Annotated in this window: 16 protein-coding genes and 1 pseudogene; 4 read left to right on the forward strand and 13 right to left on the reverse strand. The window is 54.2% G+C overall.

The genetic code is table 11. The annotated features are described in order from the left end of the window. Positions 1 to 94 precede the first annotated feature (94 nt). On the forward strand, positions 95 to 322 hold the full coding sequence (locus P0120_20025; protein ID MDF0676598.1) for a hypothetical protein: 228 nt from the start codon (positions 95 to 97) through the stop codon (positions 320 to 322). A gap of 247 nt (positions 323 to 569) precedes the next feature. After that, positions 570 to 941: a hypothetical protein gene (locus P0120_20030; GenBank protein ID MDF0676599.1), complete on the forward strand. Its 372-nt coding sequence runs from the start codon at positions 570 to 572 to the stop codon at positions 939 to 941. Between the two features lie 251 nt (positions 942 to 1192). Here P0120_20030 and P0120_20035 read toward each other — a convergent pair whose 3' ends face one another. From P0120_20035 to P0120_20075, 9 genes are all read right to left on the reverse strand, one after another. Continuing rightward, the gene (locus tag P0120_20035; GenBank protein MDF0676600.1) at positions 1193 to 1984 is read right to left on the reverse strand and encodes an FRG domain-containing protein; all 792 of its coding nucleotides are present in this window, start codon (positions 1982 to 1984) and stop codon (positions 1193 to 1195) included. A gap of 133 nt (positions 1985 to 2117) precedes the next feature. Beyond that, on the reverse strand, positions 2118 to 2420 hold the full coding sequence (locus P0120_20040; GenBank protein MDF0676601.1) for a hypothetical protein: 303 nt from the start codon (positions 2418 to 2420) through the stop codon (positions 2118 to 2120). A 24-nt stretch (positions 2421 to 2444) separates the two neighbouring features. Beyond that, positions 2445 to 3533: a hypothetical protein gene (locus tag P0120_20045; GenBank protein MDF0676602.1), complete on the reverse strand. Its 1089-nt coding sequence runs from the start codon at positions 3531 to 3533 to the stop codon at positions 2445 to 2447. 54 nt (positions 3534 to 3587) lie between these two features. Continuing rightward, positions 3588 to 3845 carry a hypothetical protein gene (locus tag P0120_20050; protein MDF0676603.1) on the reverse strand — a complete coding sequence of 86 codons (258 nt, stop codon included), beginning with the start codon at positions 3843 to 3845 and terminating at the stop codon, positions 3588 to 3590. Between the two features lie 97 nt (positions 3846 to 3942). Continuing rightward, positions 3943 to 4728, reverse strand: coding sequence for a hypothetical protein (locus P0120_20055; GenBank protein ID MDF0676604.1), 786 nt, complete (start codon positions 4726 to 4728; stop codon positions 3943 to 3945). Between the two features lie 75 nt (positions 4729 to 4803). Continuing rightward, positions 4804 to 5193: a hypothetical protein gene (locus P0120_20060; protein MDF0676605.1), complete on the reverse strand. Its 390-nt coding sequence runs from the start codon at positions 5191 to 5193 to the stop codon at positions 4804 to 4806. Between the two features lie 49 nt (positions 5194 to 5242). Beyond that, the gene (locus tag P0120_20065) at positions 5243 to 5485 is read right to left on the reverse strand and encodes a hypothetical protein (protein ID MDF0676606.1); all 243 of its coding nucleotides are present in this window, start codon (positions 5483 to 5485) and stop codon (positions 5243 to 5245) included. A 1070-nt stretch (positions 5486 to 6555) separates the two neighbouring features. Continuing rightward, the gene (locus P0120_20070; GenBank protein ID MDF0676607.1) at positions 6556 to 7815 is read right to left on the reverse strand and encodes a hypothetical protein; all 1260 of its coding nucleotides are present in this window, start codon (positions 7813 to 7815) and stop codon (positions 6556 to 6558) included. Between the two features lie 911 nt (positions 7816 to 8726). Beyond that, a complete protein-coding gene (locus P0120_20075) occupies positions 8727 to 9299 on the reverse strand; it encodes a tetratricopeptide repeat protein (protein ID MDF0676608.1) in 573 nt (190 codons plus the stop codon). A gap of 356 nt (positions 9300 to 9655) precedes the next feature. Between P0120_20075 and P0120_20080 the strand changes: the two are divergent. Further along, a pseudogene (locus P0120_20080) lies at positions 9656 to 11503 on the forward strand (potassium transporter Kup). A gap of 315 nt (positions 11504 to 11818) precedes the next feature. Here the strand turns inward: P0120_20080 and fsa are convergent. Next, a complete protein-coding gene (fsa, locus tag P0120_20085) occupies positions 11819 to 12466 on the reverse strand; it encodes a fructose-6-phosphate aldolase (GenBank protein ID MDF0676609.1) in 648 nt (215 codons plus the stop codon). 169 nt (positions 12467 to 12635) lie between these two features. Between fsa and P0120_20090 the strand changes: the two genes are divergently transcribed. Next, positions 12636 to 12947, forward strand: a complete 312-nt coding sequence (locus P0120_20090; GenBank protein MDF0676610.1) for a hypothetical protein — start codon at positions 12636 to 12638, stop codon at positions 12945 to 12947. 1095 nt (positions 12948 to 14042) lie between these two features. On the opposite strand, the gene dapB is transcribed toward P0120_20090, so the two are convergent. The 3 genes from dapB to lysA are packed head-to-tail and all read right to left on the reverse strand — an operon-like array spanning position 14043 to position 17027. After that, entirely contained in the window at positions 14043 to 14846 is an 804-nt protein-coding gene (gene dapB, locus P0120_20095; GenBank protein ID MDF0676611.1) for a 4-hydroxy-tetrahydrodipicolinate reductase, read from the reverse strand. Positions 14847 to 14874: 28 nt separating this feature from the next. After that, entirely contained in the window at positions 14875 to 15747 is an 873-nt protein-coding gene (gene dapA, locus P0120_20100) for a 4-hydroxy-tetrahydrodipicolinate synthase (GenBank protein ID MDF0676612.1), read from the reverse strand. A gap of 8 nt (positions 15748 to 15755) precedes the next feature. After that, positions 15756 to 17027, reverse strand: a complete 1272-nt coding sequence (lysA, locus tag P0120_20105) for a diaminopimelate decarboxylase (GenBank protein ID MDF0676613.1) — start codon at positions 17025 to 17027, stop codon at positions 15756 to 15758. Between the last annotated feature and the right edge of the window lie 5 nt (positions 17028 to 17032).

Here is a 17032-nt window from a genome sequence, read left to right on the forward strand (position 1 = left end):
CGCTGCTCATGCCCTGCTGCGTCACTCGTCGCATGAGTATCCATTTCCTGTCAGAGATCAACGAAATTGTTCTCTGACCCCCAATTCGGGCCTTTTGTCAAAACGCGTCTATCGGGCCCTCGGACTCAGCGGCTATGCGCGCATCGACATGCGCATGGCCGGCGATGGACAACTCTACGTCCTGGAGGCCAATCCCAACCCCCAGATCGCGGAGGACGAAGACGTTGCCGATTCGGCGAAGAAGGCCGACTATCATTACAAAGAATTGTTACAAGAAATCTTGAGCGTCGGTCTTCGCTGGCGTCCCGCCAAAGCGGCGTAAACTTGCTGTGACGCGGATCGCGAGCACCGTATGAGAAATGGATCCCGCCTCACGTCTGAGTCATAAGTTCCTCTCTCTGATCGCTGGTCCTGTGGCTTACCTGCTGCATCTCTCCGCGGTTGGATTTCTCTCATTGTCTTGAGCAGTCCACCTCTCCGTGAAATAGTGATGACATGGTGCGTGTCACACTTCTCTGACACCAGCTTTTATCCTTTCGGACACGGAGGTTTCTAGGATGCCTGTACTCATGGCTTTCCGACGTGCGCTGTGGCTTCCATCCATACTGGTCGTGGCGACGGGTTGCGCCCAGTCCATCGTGCAGGGGCATTCCTCACAGGAATATCTCGGGATGGGTATCGTGGCCGGAACATTAGGCGAACAACAGCGTGTTGCTCTGTGCGCCGGGGAGCCATCCTCCACATCGGTGATCGGACAAGTGCAGGCCCTGGAGGGTGGCGCGTACGTTATCCGGAACGCCCAAGGGCAGCAAATCCGTGTTCCGCATGACGAGAATACGAGGATCGACCGACCGGCCCATGTGGGCGACCGCATTCAATCTTGGGTTGATCGCCATGGCCGCGCCGTGCTGATCCGCAGCCTCGATGGGAATGGGCGATAGCCCTCGCCAGGATCCTCGCTATCGTGTCATTCTTGGAAGTTCGCAAGGCATGGATCTATGACTTCGCTCGCTAAATGCACAGAACAAGACTCGACCCCACCTTCTGCGAGGAGTGGTATGCATGCGACTGTCTATTGGCAAAGAAGCGCGTGCGAGGAGAGGCCTTGCCTCTAGACCGGAGCCTTCGAGATGGGCAACCCCTTTGTAGAGTTTATACTTGGAAACTCCCAAATTAGGCTAAGCGCTACAACCTACTCCACCTCGTATGACCAACCTTCCTTGATCTCTCTGCTTAAGCCCGACAAATCAGGGAAAATCGTTCCCTCAGTCATCCCTGCAGTGGCAAGCTGCCGCCGAATCTTCTGCTTCGCGCTGGGGGAAATGACAATCTTAACGAGACCGGTAGAGAGTGGGCGGTAAGTATCAAGTCCGCGGTGGCTCTTTCCATGAATTGTGAACTTCCCTCGTTGAGCAGCAATGCGCTTGGAATTGTGGGAAGGCTCGAAGGCGGCCGGTCCCTCCGGAAGGTGGGCATCGCGCTTCTTCCAGATAGGCCAAAGGTATTGCTTTATTCGGTGATTATCATAGGCGGTTAGACGGTCACCAATTTGAGCGACGTGCTTGTTAAGCTGCCATGGGTCCAGCATCCAGACAGCCCCAGATTGAGAATCAAGAGGACTTCGCTGAACTGCGAAGTAGAGACTAATGAGCGCGCTTTCGCTCCAATCCAGGAGGCGTGTCGGCAACCCGTGATGTTGCATCAGGAAGTAAAAATCCCAATCCGAGCGAGGATAATAGGTGGCTTCGTTAAGAAAGGGGTGCGCTCGAAGACGGAACTCATGCCGATACTGGTCCTCATCGACGCGATTGAAGGGCGACCGATAGAGCCCTGGCACGAGTCCCCAGGATGCGTCGGCATGACCACGGAACCATGGCTCGATGTCATCACCAGATACGTCTGACCATTCGATCCACTTTTCCTCAACGAGAGCCATGAACCCCGAAAGGTCTTTTGCATGTACCTTCCTCCAACGCTTAGACATCCTGGCCATCGCACCTCCATTTTGTCTCACCCCCAGGCGACAGACGATTGACTAGCCGAAGGACAACCTTAAATTGCGGCTATTAATCCTTCGGTAGAGTGAGCGATCAAATCGTAACGTTATTCCCCCAGTGCTATACGGGCAGCTTCAGATCCGCTCGTGCCACTGCACCTGGCTGAATTTCAACGACCTTTTCAACCGACTGCTGGAGGTCTGAAATAGTTGGTGAAGCCAGGCTACCACTTATCACGCTGTCAGAATTTCCGGAGCCCCCTCTGACAACATCTTTGTACTCCACTTCTATTAAGTCTTTGCCGGATTCGTTTTTTCGGCTCCAGTTAATCAACTGATGCCCCTTCAAATCATCGAGAATTCCTGTAATGACGGCTTTCAAATCATCGATGTTGTCACGAATGTCATAGTTGGATGTAGGCATTGTCGCATCCTCCGTCGAATCAGACTAAATGATTGTTAACAATTCTTTTAGGCGTTTTGTTTCTTGCTCAGACAGAAAACTTCTCGTTGCAGCCCGGTCGAAAAGTCCTTTAATGAGTGTATGGTGCGCGGCAAAAGTAACAGCTGTTATCGGTGATCCGCCAGCGCCCGGTAGTGGATCAATGTACCCCTTCGCAATTGCTGCTGAATAAATTGCCTGTAGCTTAGTTTCAGCTTTAGAATCTTTGGCCGGATCAAGCTTCGCGACACGTGCGGCAAGATTTTCGGCAAGCTGTCGGTTCATCTCGCCAATTTCCTGGAGTGGTGTTTCTTTTACTTCACCAAGGATTTGTTTCAGCATTACTTTGCGGACAGGTTCATGTCTGACTAGTTCAGTCGCAGCCGCCCCAGTTGCAAAGTACTGCAAATATTCCAGTTTGGTCTGGTCAAAGGTCCCGACGTCACCCGAGCTGTCCATGGTGGCCAATAGAGATGGCACTGCGAGACAGACTGCGCTGGATGATGTCGTTGATGGGACTCTATCTATCGGACATTCGGCCCCTACAGGGGCAGGGGTCATACTTATCGGGGCCCAAGCCAGTTCTTTCCGGTGATAACCCAGCTTCAGGGCAGAAGGGTATTGTCCAGTCGTTCCGTTCCATTCTACTTTGAGTCCTAGTGTGCTATGAGTTCCAAAGAACACTGGAACCGCGTATCCTGGCTTGTAGTACTCAACGTTTTCCTCCCCCCAGCCAAACCAGGAGCTTCGTTTCGTTGGCGCTTTACTCAGTTGAAGAGTTGCCTTTGAGTCCTTAGAACAATCTCCATTCGACACATAGCAATCAGCCATTAGGTAAGCCGCATCTCCAACAGCGAACGCTGAAGAGGTGCCGAAAAATAGCCTTTGGAGTCCGTTTAGATTTGTATTGAAGCTCGCCAGCACAGGCAATGTCTTGCCCTGCTCGAAAGTTGGCTCAATGACCCCCTCATGCCTCGTGATCGCAATCTCTGCCGTAGGTGGTGTCGTATCAATATCCACACCCATAGTGGTCTTGGTGGCAAACAGAAGACTGTTATAGCCGATTCCACACCCAGTGGTGGTCAACAGAAACATGATGGCGGTCAAGTAGCTCATTAGAGAGCGCATCTTAGCAACCCCCCTCTCAGATCATTGATTGGCCTTATGGTCAGTCTTACCATCGATATATGGTGGTCGAGACCCAACTCTGACATCGAAGAAATCACTGCTTGGCCACTCCAAGCGCACGCTGGTATCTTTGTCTACGATTGAGAGCAGCGTTCGTCGATCCCAACCAAAAACTGCGTAATATTCCTGCCTCCCAAATCCTAGGCCAATACCGTAAATTACGACCCCTTTTACAATAGCTTTATTGTCTTCTCTTGCTGCCTCTGCCTTCATCTTCATGTGTCCAATCCCCCAGATATGCTCTGTTTGAGTATCAGGGTCGTAGTAGTGGACTGCACAGCCGTTGATAACAGCAGCAAACAATAGACCTAAAGACCTATACCGTCGCATTATCGTTGATGATTAGATTTGTAATCCAACCAACCACGGCTGAATTAGCCGTTCCATCTCTTGTAACCAGAATATCTAGGCGCCCTTGCTCACGGTCCATTTCCTGCTTGGCGTCAGCAAGTGTGTCGGTTTCTTTCACTGTGCCGAAGCTCACCCGAAGAAACTTTTTTACTTCTTCGGAAGAGCTATCGATCATCTCCTTCAGGGTCATCTGATCGAGAACTGAGGAAATTGTTGTTCCGGCTGGGGGCGTGGGCAAGCCTAAGATTTTGTTTGCAAGGAATCGATCAATGAGACTTCTGTGAATCACATATTTGGGTTTGTCAGTTGCATCAAGAATGGGAAGTCTATTGCGATTTTGTGATTCCAGAAGGGCAAGCAAATCTTTGCAAAGAGATACTTTCGATTCATCGGGTTGTTGTGCAGAGAAGCGGAAGCAAGCCATGTCCTTAACGGGAATCATGACTTTTGAGGCAGCGATGGCTTGCAGTTTTTCCACGGAGGTGATCTTGTTCACCATTTCCCTTACATTACGATTTGCGGATTCAAAGTTCTCTTTGGAGAAGTAGTAGGCCAGAACAGTACCGACCCATGTTGCCAGAACGGGTAAAAGCGTTGAGAAAACCGTCTTCGCAGTTTCTATGGTGGGATCTGCATTCAAGACTTTGCAGGCCAGGAATAGTATCCCGCCAATACAAAACAACAGGACTGCAAAGGCTAGAATCAGCCGTGGACTTTTCCAATTCTCATGGTTTGATTCGTTTTCGGCCACGGCTGCCTCCAAGGTCAACGAGGGTCTAGCCTGGGGTCGGGGTCTAGCCTGGGGTCGGATCTTGTATTGTGCATTCTATTTCCCACGCCTCTCAGCAGCGACCTTGGGCGGCCATGACGAAGTGGAGAAAATAGCGGTCGAGCGAGGCCAAGTCACTGCTGTAGGTGCTCCCGCCGAGCAGGACGCCACACAGCTGTTCGCGTACAAGTCAATTCTTTCCAACAACCGTTCCATCGTTCGTCCGCGATCGTCGAATCCAGCACAGTACAATTCCGTGTCAGGCATGACTATTGACTTCACCTGCGTCATTGCTTCCAGTTCGTGACGAATCGGCGCAGCACCCGTGAAGACCGGGATCACGGGCTGAGCCATCCGGTGGTCGACAAGCACGCTTGCCTCACCCATCTCGACCGTCTTGTACGAGTCGAGCCCCCCGTCGGCACTCATGATCTCCCCAAAGCTCATACCCTCCTGGCGGAATGCGCTCGACTGACGAAGACGCCACTCGAACTCGTCACGAGAAAATCGTTGGAAGACCAGCTCGCCGAAGAGAGGCGACCACGATTGGTACATTGCCGACCTCGGCCCACGACAGCACCGCAATTTCCGGTTCTGCGCTAAACGATTGGAGCAGCAGAAGCACACCGAGAAAGATGCTAAGGATAACCGGCCAGATCATCGATAGAGTACCAAGGACTAAGGCAAACGTTATCGCCGCCAACATCTGCTGGACGAACTGGCTCTTGACCGTGATCATAAGGCCCTCCTTAGTTTGCTCTCCACTTGCACGCTAACTATTATTGGTTGAACGGGTTCCACCATGTCTCTATGAAAGCGACTCAACACTGCGTGTTTATACGCAAAGACCATGCCGCGAAGAATCCGCGAGGGGCTGTGCGAATTTCGAAGGATTGCCAGGCTGTTTCTGTAAGTAGTAACCCAACGAGGCGTATCTCTTTCGATTCACTAGTATCTGAATGGATTCAGTGAAGGTGTGCTGGGTCGTCGCATGCGGGATCGAAGGCGCAGATGCCGAGCATCAAGTGAAGGGATCAAAAGGAAGACAAACTTGGTGTCGGACCTTGAACCGTTCAGAGCATGGAGTGCAGCGCTTTCGTCCTCGCGATACTCGGGAAGCTTGTGTCGCGCCTGTTAGGTGCGCTCGCGCGGCCATCCGCGCGAATCTTGCCGCCTGGAAAGGGAGTCCGCGATGGCTACGCTGAACTTTAGCGTTCCATCGGACGTAAAAGATGCGTTCGAGAAAGTGTTTCGGCGGCAGAACAAGAGTGCGGTATTGACCGACCGCACGCGGCAGGGGTCGTCAAGTTAGGATCGGATCTTGAATTGTGCATCGCGCAGGTGGGCAGGTTCGATCTTGCCACTCAGTACCCAGCAGACAGACGCCACCGCGCGATATGGCGTTAGGATACCAATTCATTGGTGAAGGGTCTTGGGAGGAGGCAACACGTGCTCATCACACGTGATTCGACAGAAGGATCAATTTCAGGTGGTATGGCCATGTGATCTCCCCTTCCAATCCGCCGTGATGGTCCGGTCAGGAGGAGTACCCTCTGCCATGTCGATACCGCCGGCATTCGTAGCCATGTTGCGTTCCTCGTGGATAGGTGGGCTCAGACGCTAGCAGTTTCTGAGTTGAGGTCATCAGGGAACGACGATTAGTGTTGGTAGCAATTCCTCGCTGGATCATCCGGCGGGGAGTCGGCCGCGCAGTTGGAAAAGGGCGTCGGACCCCATTGTTTTTAGCCACCACAGGGTGAAGCGTGAGGGCACTGATCAAACGGTATAAAGTTTATCCCCAGGTAGCCATCAATTCGTCATCGAGAAGACCGTGTCTGCAGGAATGGATACACTGAACGTGCCGCCGATGACCGAAATGTCAGCCGCGTGCTGCAGATTTGACGAAGCGTTAGTTTGGTAGAGGGCAAGCGAATTTACGATGGGAAGATTCTGAAACAGCCCGTTTATGGTGACCGACGAAGCGCCCGTGTTATGTCCGACGATCGAGACTTGTCCGCTGAGTGGATGGAAGAACGCCACAACGGTCACCCCAGGTATGGAATTATTCACGCCGATCCGCACAGCCCCAGGACGGATGAACCGGTTTAGCTGCGCATTGGCATAAAATCGAGCACGAGGTGTGTAGATTCCGGTGGTCCGATTGAAGGCCAGAAGACCCCAAAAGCCAAAATTGTTGTGGTGGTAATAAAAACTGTCGTAGGCGTCATAGACTAGAATGCCGGAGTAGCCGTTTACCAAGTCGCTGAGAAAGTGATCAGTGGTTACCTTGGCAAAGTTCCACTCGCCTCCGGTTACCGTGCCACCCGTGTCGCAACTTCCACACCATGCCGCCGATTCCGTCAGCCAATAGTTCTTGGACGGGAACGGTATTCCTGGGGCGGCTGAATTTTCATAAATATGCTCGCCGAAATGATCAATTCGTCCGGCCACGAGGCTATCGGCCATCATCAGGGAGATATATCCCCTGCCGGCACTGATGCCCGCAGTATCCGGCCCGACAAGACGAATGTCGCTTAGTCCCATAGCATCCAGTTCCGTAATCAGCGCCTTGAGTATCGTGACATATTGGCTGGCATCGACACAGGGTCCCTCCCGACAGTCGTGGTCGGACTCATTCAAGGGAGCCACCAACAGGAAGTCGAGGCTCCTGACCTTGCGACCGTAATAGATCAGCGAGGCAACCATGGTTGCGAATGGTTGTTCCTTGCCGACGGTAATATGACTCGGTACCCCAAAAACGCCGCTACCGCCCAACCAGGTCGGCGTCCAACCCATGAAATTAAGAATGATCTGATTCCCTCTAACTCCGATTAGGTTCAGAGAGCCAATCGTATGCCAAATATCTTGCATCTTGGGTGTTTCGTACACCTGCTGCAAGGTGGCTGGATCTAGACTGTGCAGTGCCGGAATCAGAGACTCACTCGTGACCCAATCCATCGGGTCGCGGATGACCCGTATTAAGGAAGAGCCATTCGTTCTGACCAACAGATCGAGGGCGGGGATGAGTTGCCCGCCATTCCAGCTATTGACATTGATGTTGACGCCCATCCCATCCATAGTCTGGAACGTCTGGGAACCATTGACCGTGAGGTTCGAGGTGGTCGCGCCCCCCGGGATTGGAGTTTTGGATTTCGGGGGCGGGTTTTGCTGACCCGATCCATCGCATGCCAGAAACAGCGACAGAATTAACGCCGATACAATCAGGGGGCGCGTAGCATCCCCGCTATTCCTTGTGGAACGAGTAGCGGTAGAAAACTCAAAGTGAATACTCACACCTAACCACGCTAGTTAAGGTTTCATACCACACCCTGCTCTCCCGAAGATGCGCACGTAGCACCCATCTCTCCCAAAGGCTATCCCACCGTTTGTAGGGATAGGGTGAGAGCTGGCTAAATTGGGGTAGCGAAGGGGACCTGCTTTGAAGTAGTTCTCAGCCATCGATCACCGATGTCGCTGCCGCCATTCCCATCGGCTGTGGATTAGCCTACAACCATTTCTGTCTCTCTCGTCCTGCCTTCTCCAACCATTCGAACACCTAATCCTCAATAGACATCGCCACTTATGGGACCACTGCCCACACCAAATGTAGATTGTCATGAAGCCGGACTTATCCTTGGTGACGTGCTGCTCTCATTTCTGAAGTCTTCGACCTACGAGCCCGAGGAAAGCGGGCACTCGTTGTCGCCAACCATAAAGCGTCTCCGTTCGAGTGGGGCGTACGGGTGACTGGCTCAATAGCGCAGGTTCTATCGATACCCTCCAGGACTGAGACGGACTCGTGGGTGGCGAGATCAGTCACATGCAATACATCGAAGTCAAATTCGTCAAATCGACGTGATCCCCGAGAAATCAGCTTTCAAGACCAGCTGAGATCCATCTTACTCAACAAGCCTGTTTGGTGCTGGTAACGCAGATGCTCGTGAGGGGGTGCAGTGATGGATGGAGGCGGTGGATCTTCCTCAACAGCCCACAAACTTCTGTGCCTGACACTGTTGCGAGAGGCGCTGAGCTTCTGCAATCTGCGTAGGAGTCATCCGGCGTGCGAGCTTGTCTAGTGCTGATTCTTCGGACTCCTCCTCTTTACCAGTAGAGTGGGCGGCTGCGATGCTCCACCACATATACGCACGTACATAATCCTGTGGGAGACCCCGCCCATTGGCATATAGCCACCCGAGGTTGGACTGTGCCGCCACATGCCCCTGAGCTGCGGCTTTCTCGTACCACTCTTTGGCCTTTGCATAGTTGCCCTGTTCCTTCTCATACAGGAACCCAAGGTTGTTCTGTGCGTCCGCGTTGCCCTGGGCTGCAGATTTCTCGAACCATTCCCGCGCCGTTGAGGAGTTCTGAGGGACGCTCTGACCCAGGAAGTACAGCTTCCCGAGTTTGTTCTGCGCCTCCGCGTTGCCTCGGACTGCCTGTGTTTGTAGCGATTGCAGATCTTCTACTGAAACCGCAATCGGTGGGGAAGCTGGTGCATACTCAGAGGGAAAAATGAAAAAAGCCAAGAACGTTATTACGGGGAGCTTGCGCATAAATTGTAGTATGGCGTGGCCACCTGACACCGTCAAGGCTGTTTAATGAGGCGAGCGTGGGGCACAGGTGGGGTCGTCTTGAACCGTACAAAAACATGGAAGGCAGCGCTTTCGTCCTCGCGCCACCCAGGAAGCTTGAGTCGCGCCTGTTAGTTGTGCTCGCGCCGCCATCCGCGCGAATCTGCCGCCTGGAGTGGGAATGGAGTTGACGCCAAAGCGCCTTGTTCTGACCTCCCGAACCGGCTAGGATCAAGGCCGTATGCTCGGTACTTACGTTTTGCCCCTTCTAGACCTACGCCCCTGGCCGTGCCGTCGCACCGATGACTAACCTACCCGAGCGCTCCACGCCTGCGGGAATGGCGCTGGCTGCGCTTGGCGTCGTCTACGGCGACATCGGAACCAGTCCCCTCTATGCGCTGCGGGAATGTTTCCACGCTTCACACGGTTTGTCCGTCACCCTTCCAACGATCACCGGCCTCCTCTCGCTCATCATCTGGGCTCTGTTGCTGGTGGTGACGGTGAAGTACTTACTGTTCGTGATGCGAGCGGACAATCAAGGTGAAGGAGGCATTTTGGCCCTGATGGCCTTGGGACAACGCCATCGGGAAGAGTCCGCGTTCCCCTTGCGGATCGGCCCGGTGATCGCCCTTGGCTTGCTCGGAGCTTCATTGGTCTACGGCGACGGCATCATCACGCCGGCCATCTCGGTTTTGAGTGCCGTAGAAGGAATCGAGGTCGAGACGACCGCCTATCAACCCTATACGCTGCCGATCGCCATCGCCGTGTTGCTGGTGCTCTTTGCGATCCAGTCGCGTGGCACAGCACGGCTCGGCGGATGGTTCGGGCCCATCATGCTGCTCTGGTTCCTCACGCTTGCCGCCCTAGGGATCATGAGCGCCATGCAGACTCCGGAGGTATTTGCCGCGGTCAGCCCCCACCATGCGGTCCAGTTCCTGTTGGAACATTCCACGCAAGGCTTCGCGGTATTAGGGAGTGTGTTTCTCGTCTTGACAGGAGCCGAAGCTTTGTATGCCGACATGGGGCACTTTGGGAAGGCGCCCATTCGCCTCGGTTGGTACAGCGTGGTGTTGCCGTCGCTTGTCCTACAATACCTAGGACAAGGCGCTTTGCTGGTCCGGCAACCGGAGGCGATCACGAATCCGTTCTACTTTCTCGCACCGGGATGGTTGCTCCTGCCGTTGGTCGTGCTTGCGACGATGGCGACCATCATCGCCTCTCAAGCGATGCTGAGCGGTGCGTTTTCCCTTACCCATCAAGCGATTCAGTTGGGTTATCTGCCGCGGATGGACATTCGGTACACATCCGCTTCCCAGATCGGGCAAATCTACGTGCCGGCCATGAATGTGTTCATGCTGATCGGCACCGTCGGCCTGGTCGTCCTCTTCGGCACCTCCAGCAATCTGGCCGCTGCATACGGAATCGCCGTGGCCGGCACGATGGTCATTACGACGCTGTTGATCTTCATCGTTGCTCGACGCCAATGGAAATGGGGCTGGCCGGCCGTAGTACTCATCACCAGTCTCTTCCTGGTTATGGATCTCTCGTTTTTCGGCGCTAATGTGCTGAAGATTCCTCACGGCGGGTGGTTACCACTGGCCCTCGGCGCCGGTCTGTTTCTCTTAATGACGACCTGACATGGCGGCCGTCGGCTCATCGCGAAGCACCTCTGGAGCAAAATGCCGCAACTGACAGCCTACCTGAAGGAGGTGCTGGCACAGCCACTCACCCGCGTCCCGGGTACGGCTGTTTACTTGACCCAGTTTCCCGACCTCACGCCGCCGTCCTTCGTGCAGAACGTGCGGCACAATAAGGTGCTCCATGAACAACTGGTCTTCCTGACCACCACGACCGCCCGCGTGCCGACAGTCACCGGCAGCCATCACGTCCGCATCGAACCTCTCGCAAAAGGTGTTCGACGAGTCGTAGTGCAGTACGGCTTCATGGAAACACCGAACATCACCCGCCTCCTCGCGGCGTGCCGGACACAAGGGTTGGATCTGGACCTCGATCAGCCTACGTTTTTTCTCAGCCGTGTGAATTCGCTTGCGACACCGAAACCGGGCATGGCCTTGTGGCGGGAACGGCTCTTCATCTTCCTCAGCCGCAACTCCCAGCGCGCCAGCTCATTCTTCCATATTCCCGCCGAACAGGTCGTCGAGATCGGGGTGGTGGTGGAGATCTAGTCGGCCCAGCGAAGGTGACAATGATGCTGCCAATCGCGCCGGCCTCGATCAGCTCATTCGTCGCGCGCTCAGCATAATAATCCGCTCCTATGTTTCAGCCTCTGCTAGGCGGCAAAAGGGGGATCGCCCAGAATGAACCTTGTGACTTATCAGGACCTAAACTGAAGCTGGATAAAGCAATTGCCCGTGTGTAGCTTAATAGAATGTCAAAGTTGGCCAGTCTAGTTTCCGCTGATCCGCTGGTTGGGAGCGGACAGGTGTTTGGAATGGGGTGAACGTCCGTAGAACACGGAGCTCACCCTCACTCATCGACTGCTACTGCTGTCCTTTCGCCTTCCAGTCGTCCAAGAACTTCTTCAGTCCAGCATCGGTCAACGGGTGTTTGAAGAGCGCCTGGAATACGCTGTAAGGCATTGTGCAGATATGGCCGCCGGCTAACGCCGCCTCGACGACGTGCTGCGGATGGCGGACGCTCGCCACTAACACCAAGGTCTTGTAGTCATAGTTCTTATAGATCGTCAGAATTTGGCGAATGAGCTCCATGCCGCTAGAGCTGATATCATCGAGCCGTCCGATAAAGGGCGAGACGCACCAGGCGCCGGCTTTGGCTGCCAACAGCGCTTGTGTGGGTGAGAAACAAAGAGTCACGTTCACTCTGATGCCCTCAGCAGCCAGCCGCTTCGTAGCTTTCAGCCCTTCCGGAATCAGTGGACATTTGACGACGATGTTCTTGTGAATCTTGGCGAGCTCTTTCCCCTCCTTCACCATGGCGTCCGCTTCCACGCCCACGACCTCGGCGCTGATCGGCCCGTCCACGATCTTACACACCTCCTGCAACATTTCTCTGAAACTTCGGCCTTCCTTGACCACCAGCGAGGGATTTGTGGTCACGCCGTCGAGCAAGCCCAGGCTTGCCGCTTCGTGGATTTCCTTGACGTTGGCTGTATCGAGATAGATTTTCATGGGTGTCCCTTTCCTAGCGGAGATCGTGATGCGATACGATTGTTATCGGTCATTTTATGGAGAACTCAATGTCAGTGCAAGGAGTCGATCCGCAAGTTTGACAGGCCTTCCAGCCGAGGATACAATTTTGCGGTTGACAGTGACCATAGATCTTGGAAGAGAAATCACGATGCAACGACTTGTCTTGTTCCTGCTCTGCTTCTTCATTATTCCAGCCTGCTCAGGGAAGAATCCCTACCTCGAAGCTTCATTGAAACCGGCCGAGCTCCAGGGAAAGGAGAAGGGGTGGTTTGAAAAAAACTGGGGTGCTCCCGATGGCAAAACTTCTCGTTTTTTTGGTGGAGAGACCTGGACCTACTATCGTATCGCCGGAGGACAATCACGGTCTCCATTCTTCAATTTCTCTCCCAATCAATGTCAGATCACCCTCAAGTTTGAGAAGGACGAGAAACTATCCGACTATTCCTATTCGGGCTGCTGATCAACTTAGTTCAAGAGTCTGCTGGCCTTTCCTTCCAAGGCAACGATTTCTTGTAGTTCCAGAATACACCGCTAGACGGGGTGCTCATTCCGAAATCTCACCGCACACTCCTGGCTACAGAAACAGTACTCCCGTCCCCCGATTATTTCGATTATTCCAATTCGCTTAGGGACGAATATGTGACACACCGGATCCTCGATCATCTGGTCTTGTTCTTCCTCTTGGACTCGCGCAGCCGGTTTCCCACGATCATCCCCAATCGGTGTTGTGAAACCACGGAACATTTGTCGGAGCAAGAAGTAGAGAACCGTGAGGAGTAAAACGACTAGGATTAACCTATACATAGTGGTCTATCGCAAAGGCGCCACAATCCTATGAAAGCCGTGGGAGCCTGTCAAGATAACCACCAGCAGGCGATCTTGAAAAACTACTGGAGGAGAGATGTGCAAACGGCCTATGCTCATAGGTCCTATTGGGACTCTTGTCAGTGCCGTCCGGTACTTCAGGGGGGATTGGCTTACCCTATGCTCTGGTGCTAAACTGCCCTACTATGAAAACCTGCGATAAATGTCATGGGGCTATGCTACCAGAACGAGCGGTGGATTTGGACGCTGGACTGGCGATCACGGTCTTTGCCTGTTTGAATTGTGGTCGTCGGAAAGCAGCAGATCAGGAACCTCGGCCGATCACCGCTCGACATTAAGCCTCAGTCCCACCGTCGAACCTCAAGTCATCATCCTCTGATGAGAGGGAATGGCTGCGAGGTACTTATAGGCTCTTTACAGGCCAATCTGGTGCCATGGCACGCATCTTTCCAGATACGCCATTACCCGGCAACCACCCGCGGCTGCCATGCGGATTACAACGCCGCTGACAGAAATCCCAGAAGGCCTCGAATACTTACAGACGATTCTACTTTTCCGCATACCCGTCACCAGCCTCGAGTTCGACAGGACTGCGAAGTCGCTTTTCGGGCAGCTGCACTTTGCACGCGAGCCAGTGAATGGAACGCAGCGCAAGTACTTACTCGGATGTGCGGTGAGGAGAAAATCAAAACCCGCTGCTCATCGATGTTGTCAAGCGATGAAAGAGGAATCAACGAAGGTTTAAAACATCCATCATATCGTATAAGCCGGCCGGCTGGCGGACGACCCATCGCGCGGCTCGTAGGGCTCCACGGGCGAACGTATCGCGGCTGCTGGCTCGGTGGGTGACCTCGATTCGTTCTCCCATACCGCCGAACAGAATCGTGTGATCGCCGACGATATCGCCGGCGCGAACGGTTTGTATTCCGATCTCTCCTTTGGTTCGCTCACCGATCAATCCCTTGCGAGCATAGACTCCGACTTGGTTCAAGTCTCGGCTCACCGAACGGGCAAGAACCTCGGCAATTTTGAGGGCCGTGCCGCTTGGAGCGTCCTTCTTTAGTCTGTGATGAGCTTCAATGACCTCAATGTCGTAATCGTCCCCAAGTGTTCTGGCCATCTCGCCGATGACTTTGCAGATCAGGTTGATTCCCACACTCATGTTCGGAGAGAAGACGCAGGGAATCTGCTGGGCCAATGACCTCAGCTCGTCGAGTTGAACAGCCGAAAATCCGGTAGTCCCGATGACTATGGCCCCCCGATGGTGAGCAACCGTCCGCATATGCTCAAGCGTCGCCGCGGGAGCGGAAAAATCGATCACAACTTCTCCTCGCTCCATCAAAATGGAAAGATCTTCCGTGATGAGAAGGCCCGCACGACCCGATCCAGCAATTTCGCCCGCATCCACTCCCAACGCGGGATGATCTTTCCCCTCTAAGGCACCAGCCAGGGTCAACGCTGTAGAATCTCGGATCAGTGACACCAGTCGACAGCCCATTCGGCCGGCTGCACCCGCTACAATGACCTTGATCATCTTGTCATGGACCTAGATATTGCTAGAGTCAGATCAACGCCGCATCTTTGAGCACGCGAATCAATTTCTCGCGTGTGTCCTGGGCCATCGGGCAGAGAGGCAAGCGCAATTCAGGGTCAATCTTCCTCATGAGTCCTAACGCTTCTTTGACGGGAATGGGGTTGGTTTCATAGAATAATGCCGCAAAGAGAGGGGAGAGTTTAAAATGAATCCGTCGTGCTTCGTCGATTCTTCCCTCGGCAAAGCTTTTCACAAGACCGGCCATTTCCGACGGCATGATATTAGCCGTTACGGTAATCACACCCTTCCCACCGACCGCCATCATCGGTAACGTGAGGGAGTCGTCGCCGGCCAGCACGGTGAGACGGTCACCGCACAGCTGCACGATATCTGAGGCCTGTTGGACGGAGCCGCTCCCTTCCTTGACTCCGACGATCGTGTTTATGGCCGAGAGCCGGGCGATCGTTGACGGCAGCATGTTAACTCCAGTGCGACCGGGGATGTTGTACAGCACTAAGGGCAGGTCGACGGCCTCCGCAACCGCCTTATAATGTCGATAGAGTCCTTCCTGTGTCGGTTTGTTGTAGTAGGGGGTAATGAGCAAGGCGGCGGCGGCCCCAGCCTGCTTCGCGTGTTTCGTGAGCGTGATGGCTTCTTCCGTGCTGTTCGAACCGGTTCCCGCTATAACCGGTACCCGCCGACGGACCACTTCGACCGTCAATTCAATCACCCGATTATGCTCGCCATGAGAAAGCGTGGCCGATTCACCGGTGGTTCCACAGGGGACAATGCCGTTGGTGCCATTGGCGATCTGCCATTCGATCAACTCGGCCAAAGCACGCTCGTCAACTCTGCCCTGTCGGAACGGTGTGACAATAGCAACAAGCGATCCGGCGAACATACTCCCTCTCACTCCGTTTCGTTGAGGAACGACGGAATTCTCTCGCCACGTACGAGGTCGTCGTACGTCTCTCGATCGCGAATGACGTGGAACTCTCCGCCCTTGACGAGTACTTCCGGTACACGAGGCCGAGAGTTGTAATTCGATGCCATCACAAAGCCGTATGCCCCGGCGCTCATGACCGCCAACAACTCACCGGGCTTGACGCTCGGCAACGACCGATCCTTGGCCAGAAAATCTCCCGATTCACAGACAGGCCCGACGACATCCATCGTCTGTTTTGTCCGACGGATCGCTTCCTCCTTCACAGGGCGAATTTCGTGGTAGGCGCCGTACAAGCTCGGCCGAATCAAATCGTTCATGGCGGCATCGACGATGACGAAGTATTTCGTTTCTCCGGCCTTCTCATACAGCGCCTTTGTTACCAAGATGCCGGCGTTGCCGACGATGACGCGGCCCGGCTCCATCACCAGCGTCAGCCCCAGATCCTTGACGAGCGGCGAAACGGCATCAGCCAGTTCATGAGGCAAAGGCGGCTTCTCCTCGGAATACGTGATGCCGAGTCCACCTCCGATGTTCAGGTAGCGGATGTCGATTCCCTGTCTCTTCAGCGTATCGATGAGCGCCACGACCTTCTTCAGCGAATCGACGAACGGTGTCACGTCCGTCAACTGCGAGCCGATGTGGGCATGGACGCCCACGACGTCGGTATGGCTTAGTGAAGACGCCATTTTGTATTCTTCCAGCGCCCGATCCGAGGCGATGCCGAACTTGCTTTTCTTCATCCCTGTAGAGATGTACGGATGTGTTTTCGGATCCACGTCCGGGTTGATCCGCAACGCGATCCGCGCTCTTTTGCCGACCGAGGCCGCCACCTCGTTGATCGCATGGATCTCGGCCGACGACTCGACATTGAACATGAGGATGTCGGCCTTCAGCGCGTCGCGGATTTCCTCCGGCGATTTGCCGACGCCGGCAAACACGATTTTGGAAGGCGGCACGCCGGCTTTGAGCGCTCGGAACAGCTCGCCGCCCGACACGATGTCCGCGCCGCTGCCTTCCTTTGCCATCATGCGAAGGATGGCCAGATTGGAGTTGGCTTTCATCGCAAACGCGATGACATGCGGGATATTTTTGAATGCACTGTCGTAGGCGTGGAAATGCCGGACCAGTGTCGCATGGCTATAGAGATAACAGGGAGTGCCGAGCTCCTTCGCCACACGGCTGACCGGTACCTGTTCGCAGTACAATTCACCGTGGTGATACTCGAAGCTATGCATTGCGT

It is taken from the genome of Nitrospira sp., assembly GCA_029194675.1.
Taxonomy (GTDB): domain Bacteria; phylum Nitrospirota; class Nitrospiria; order Nitrospirales; family Nitrospiraceae; genus Nitrospira_D.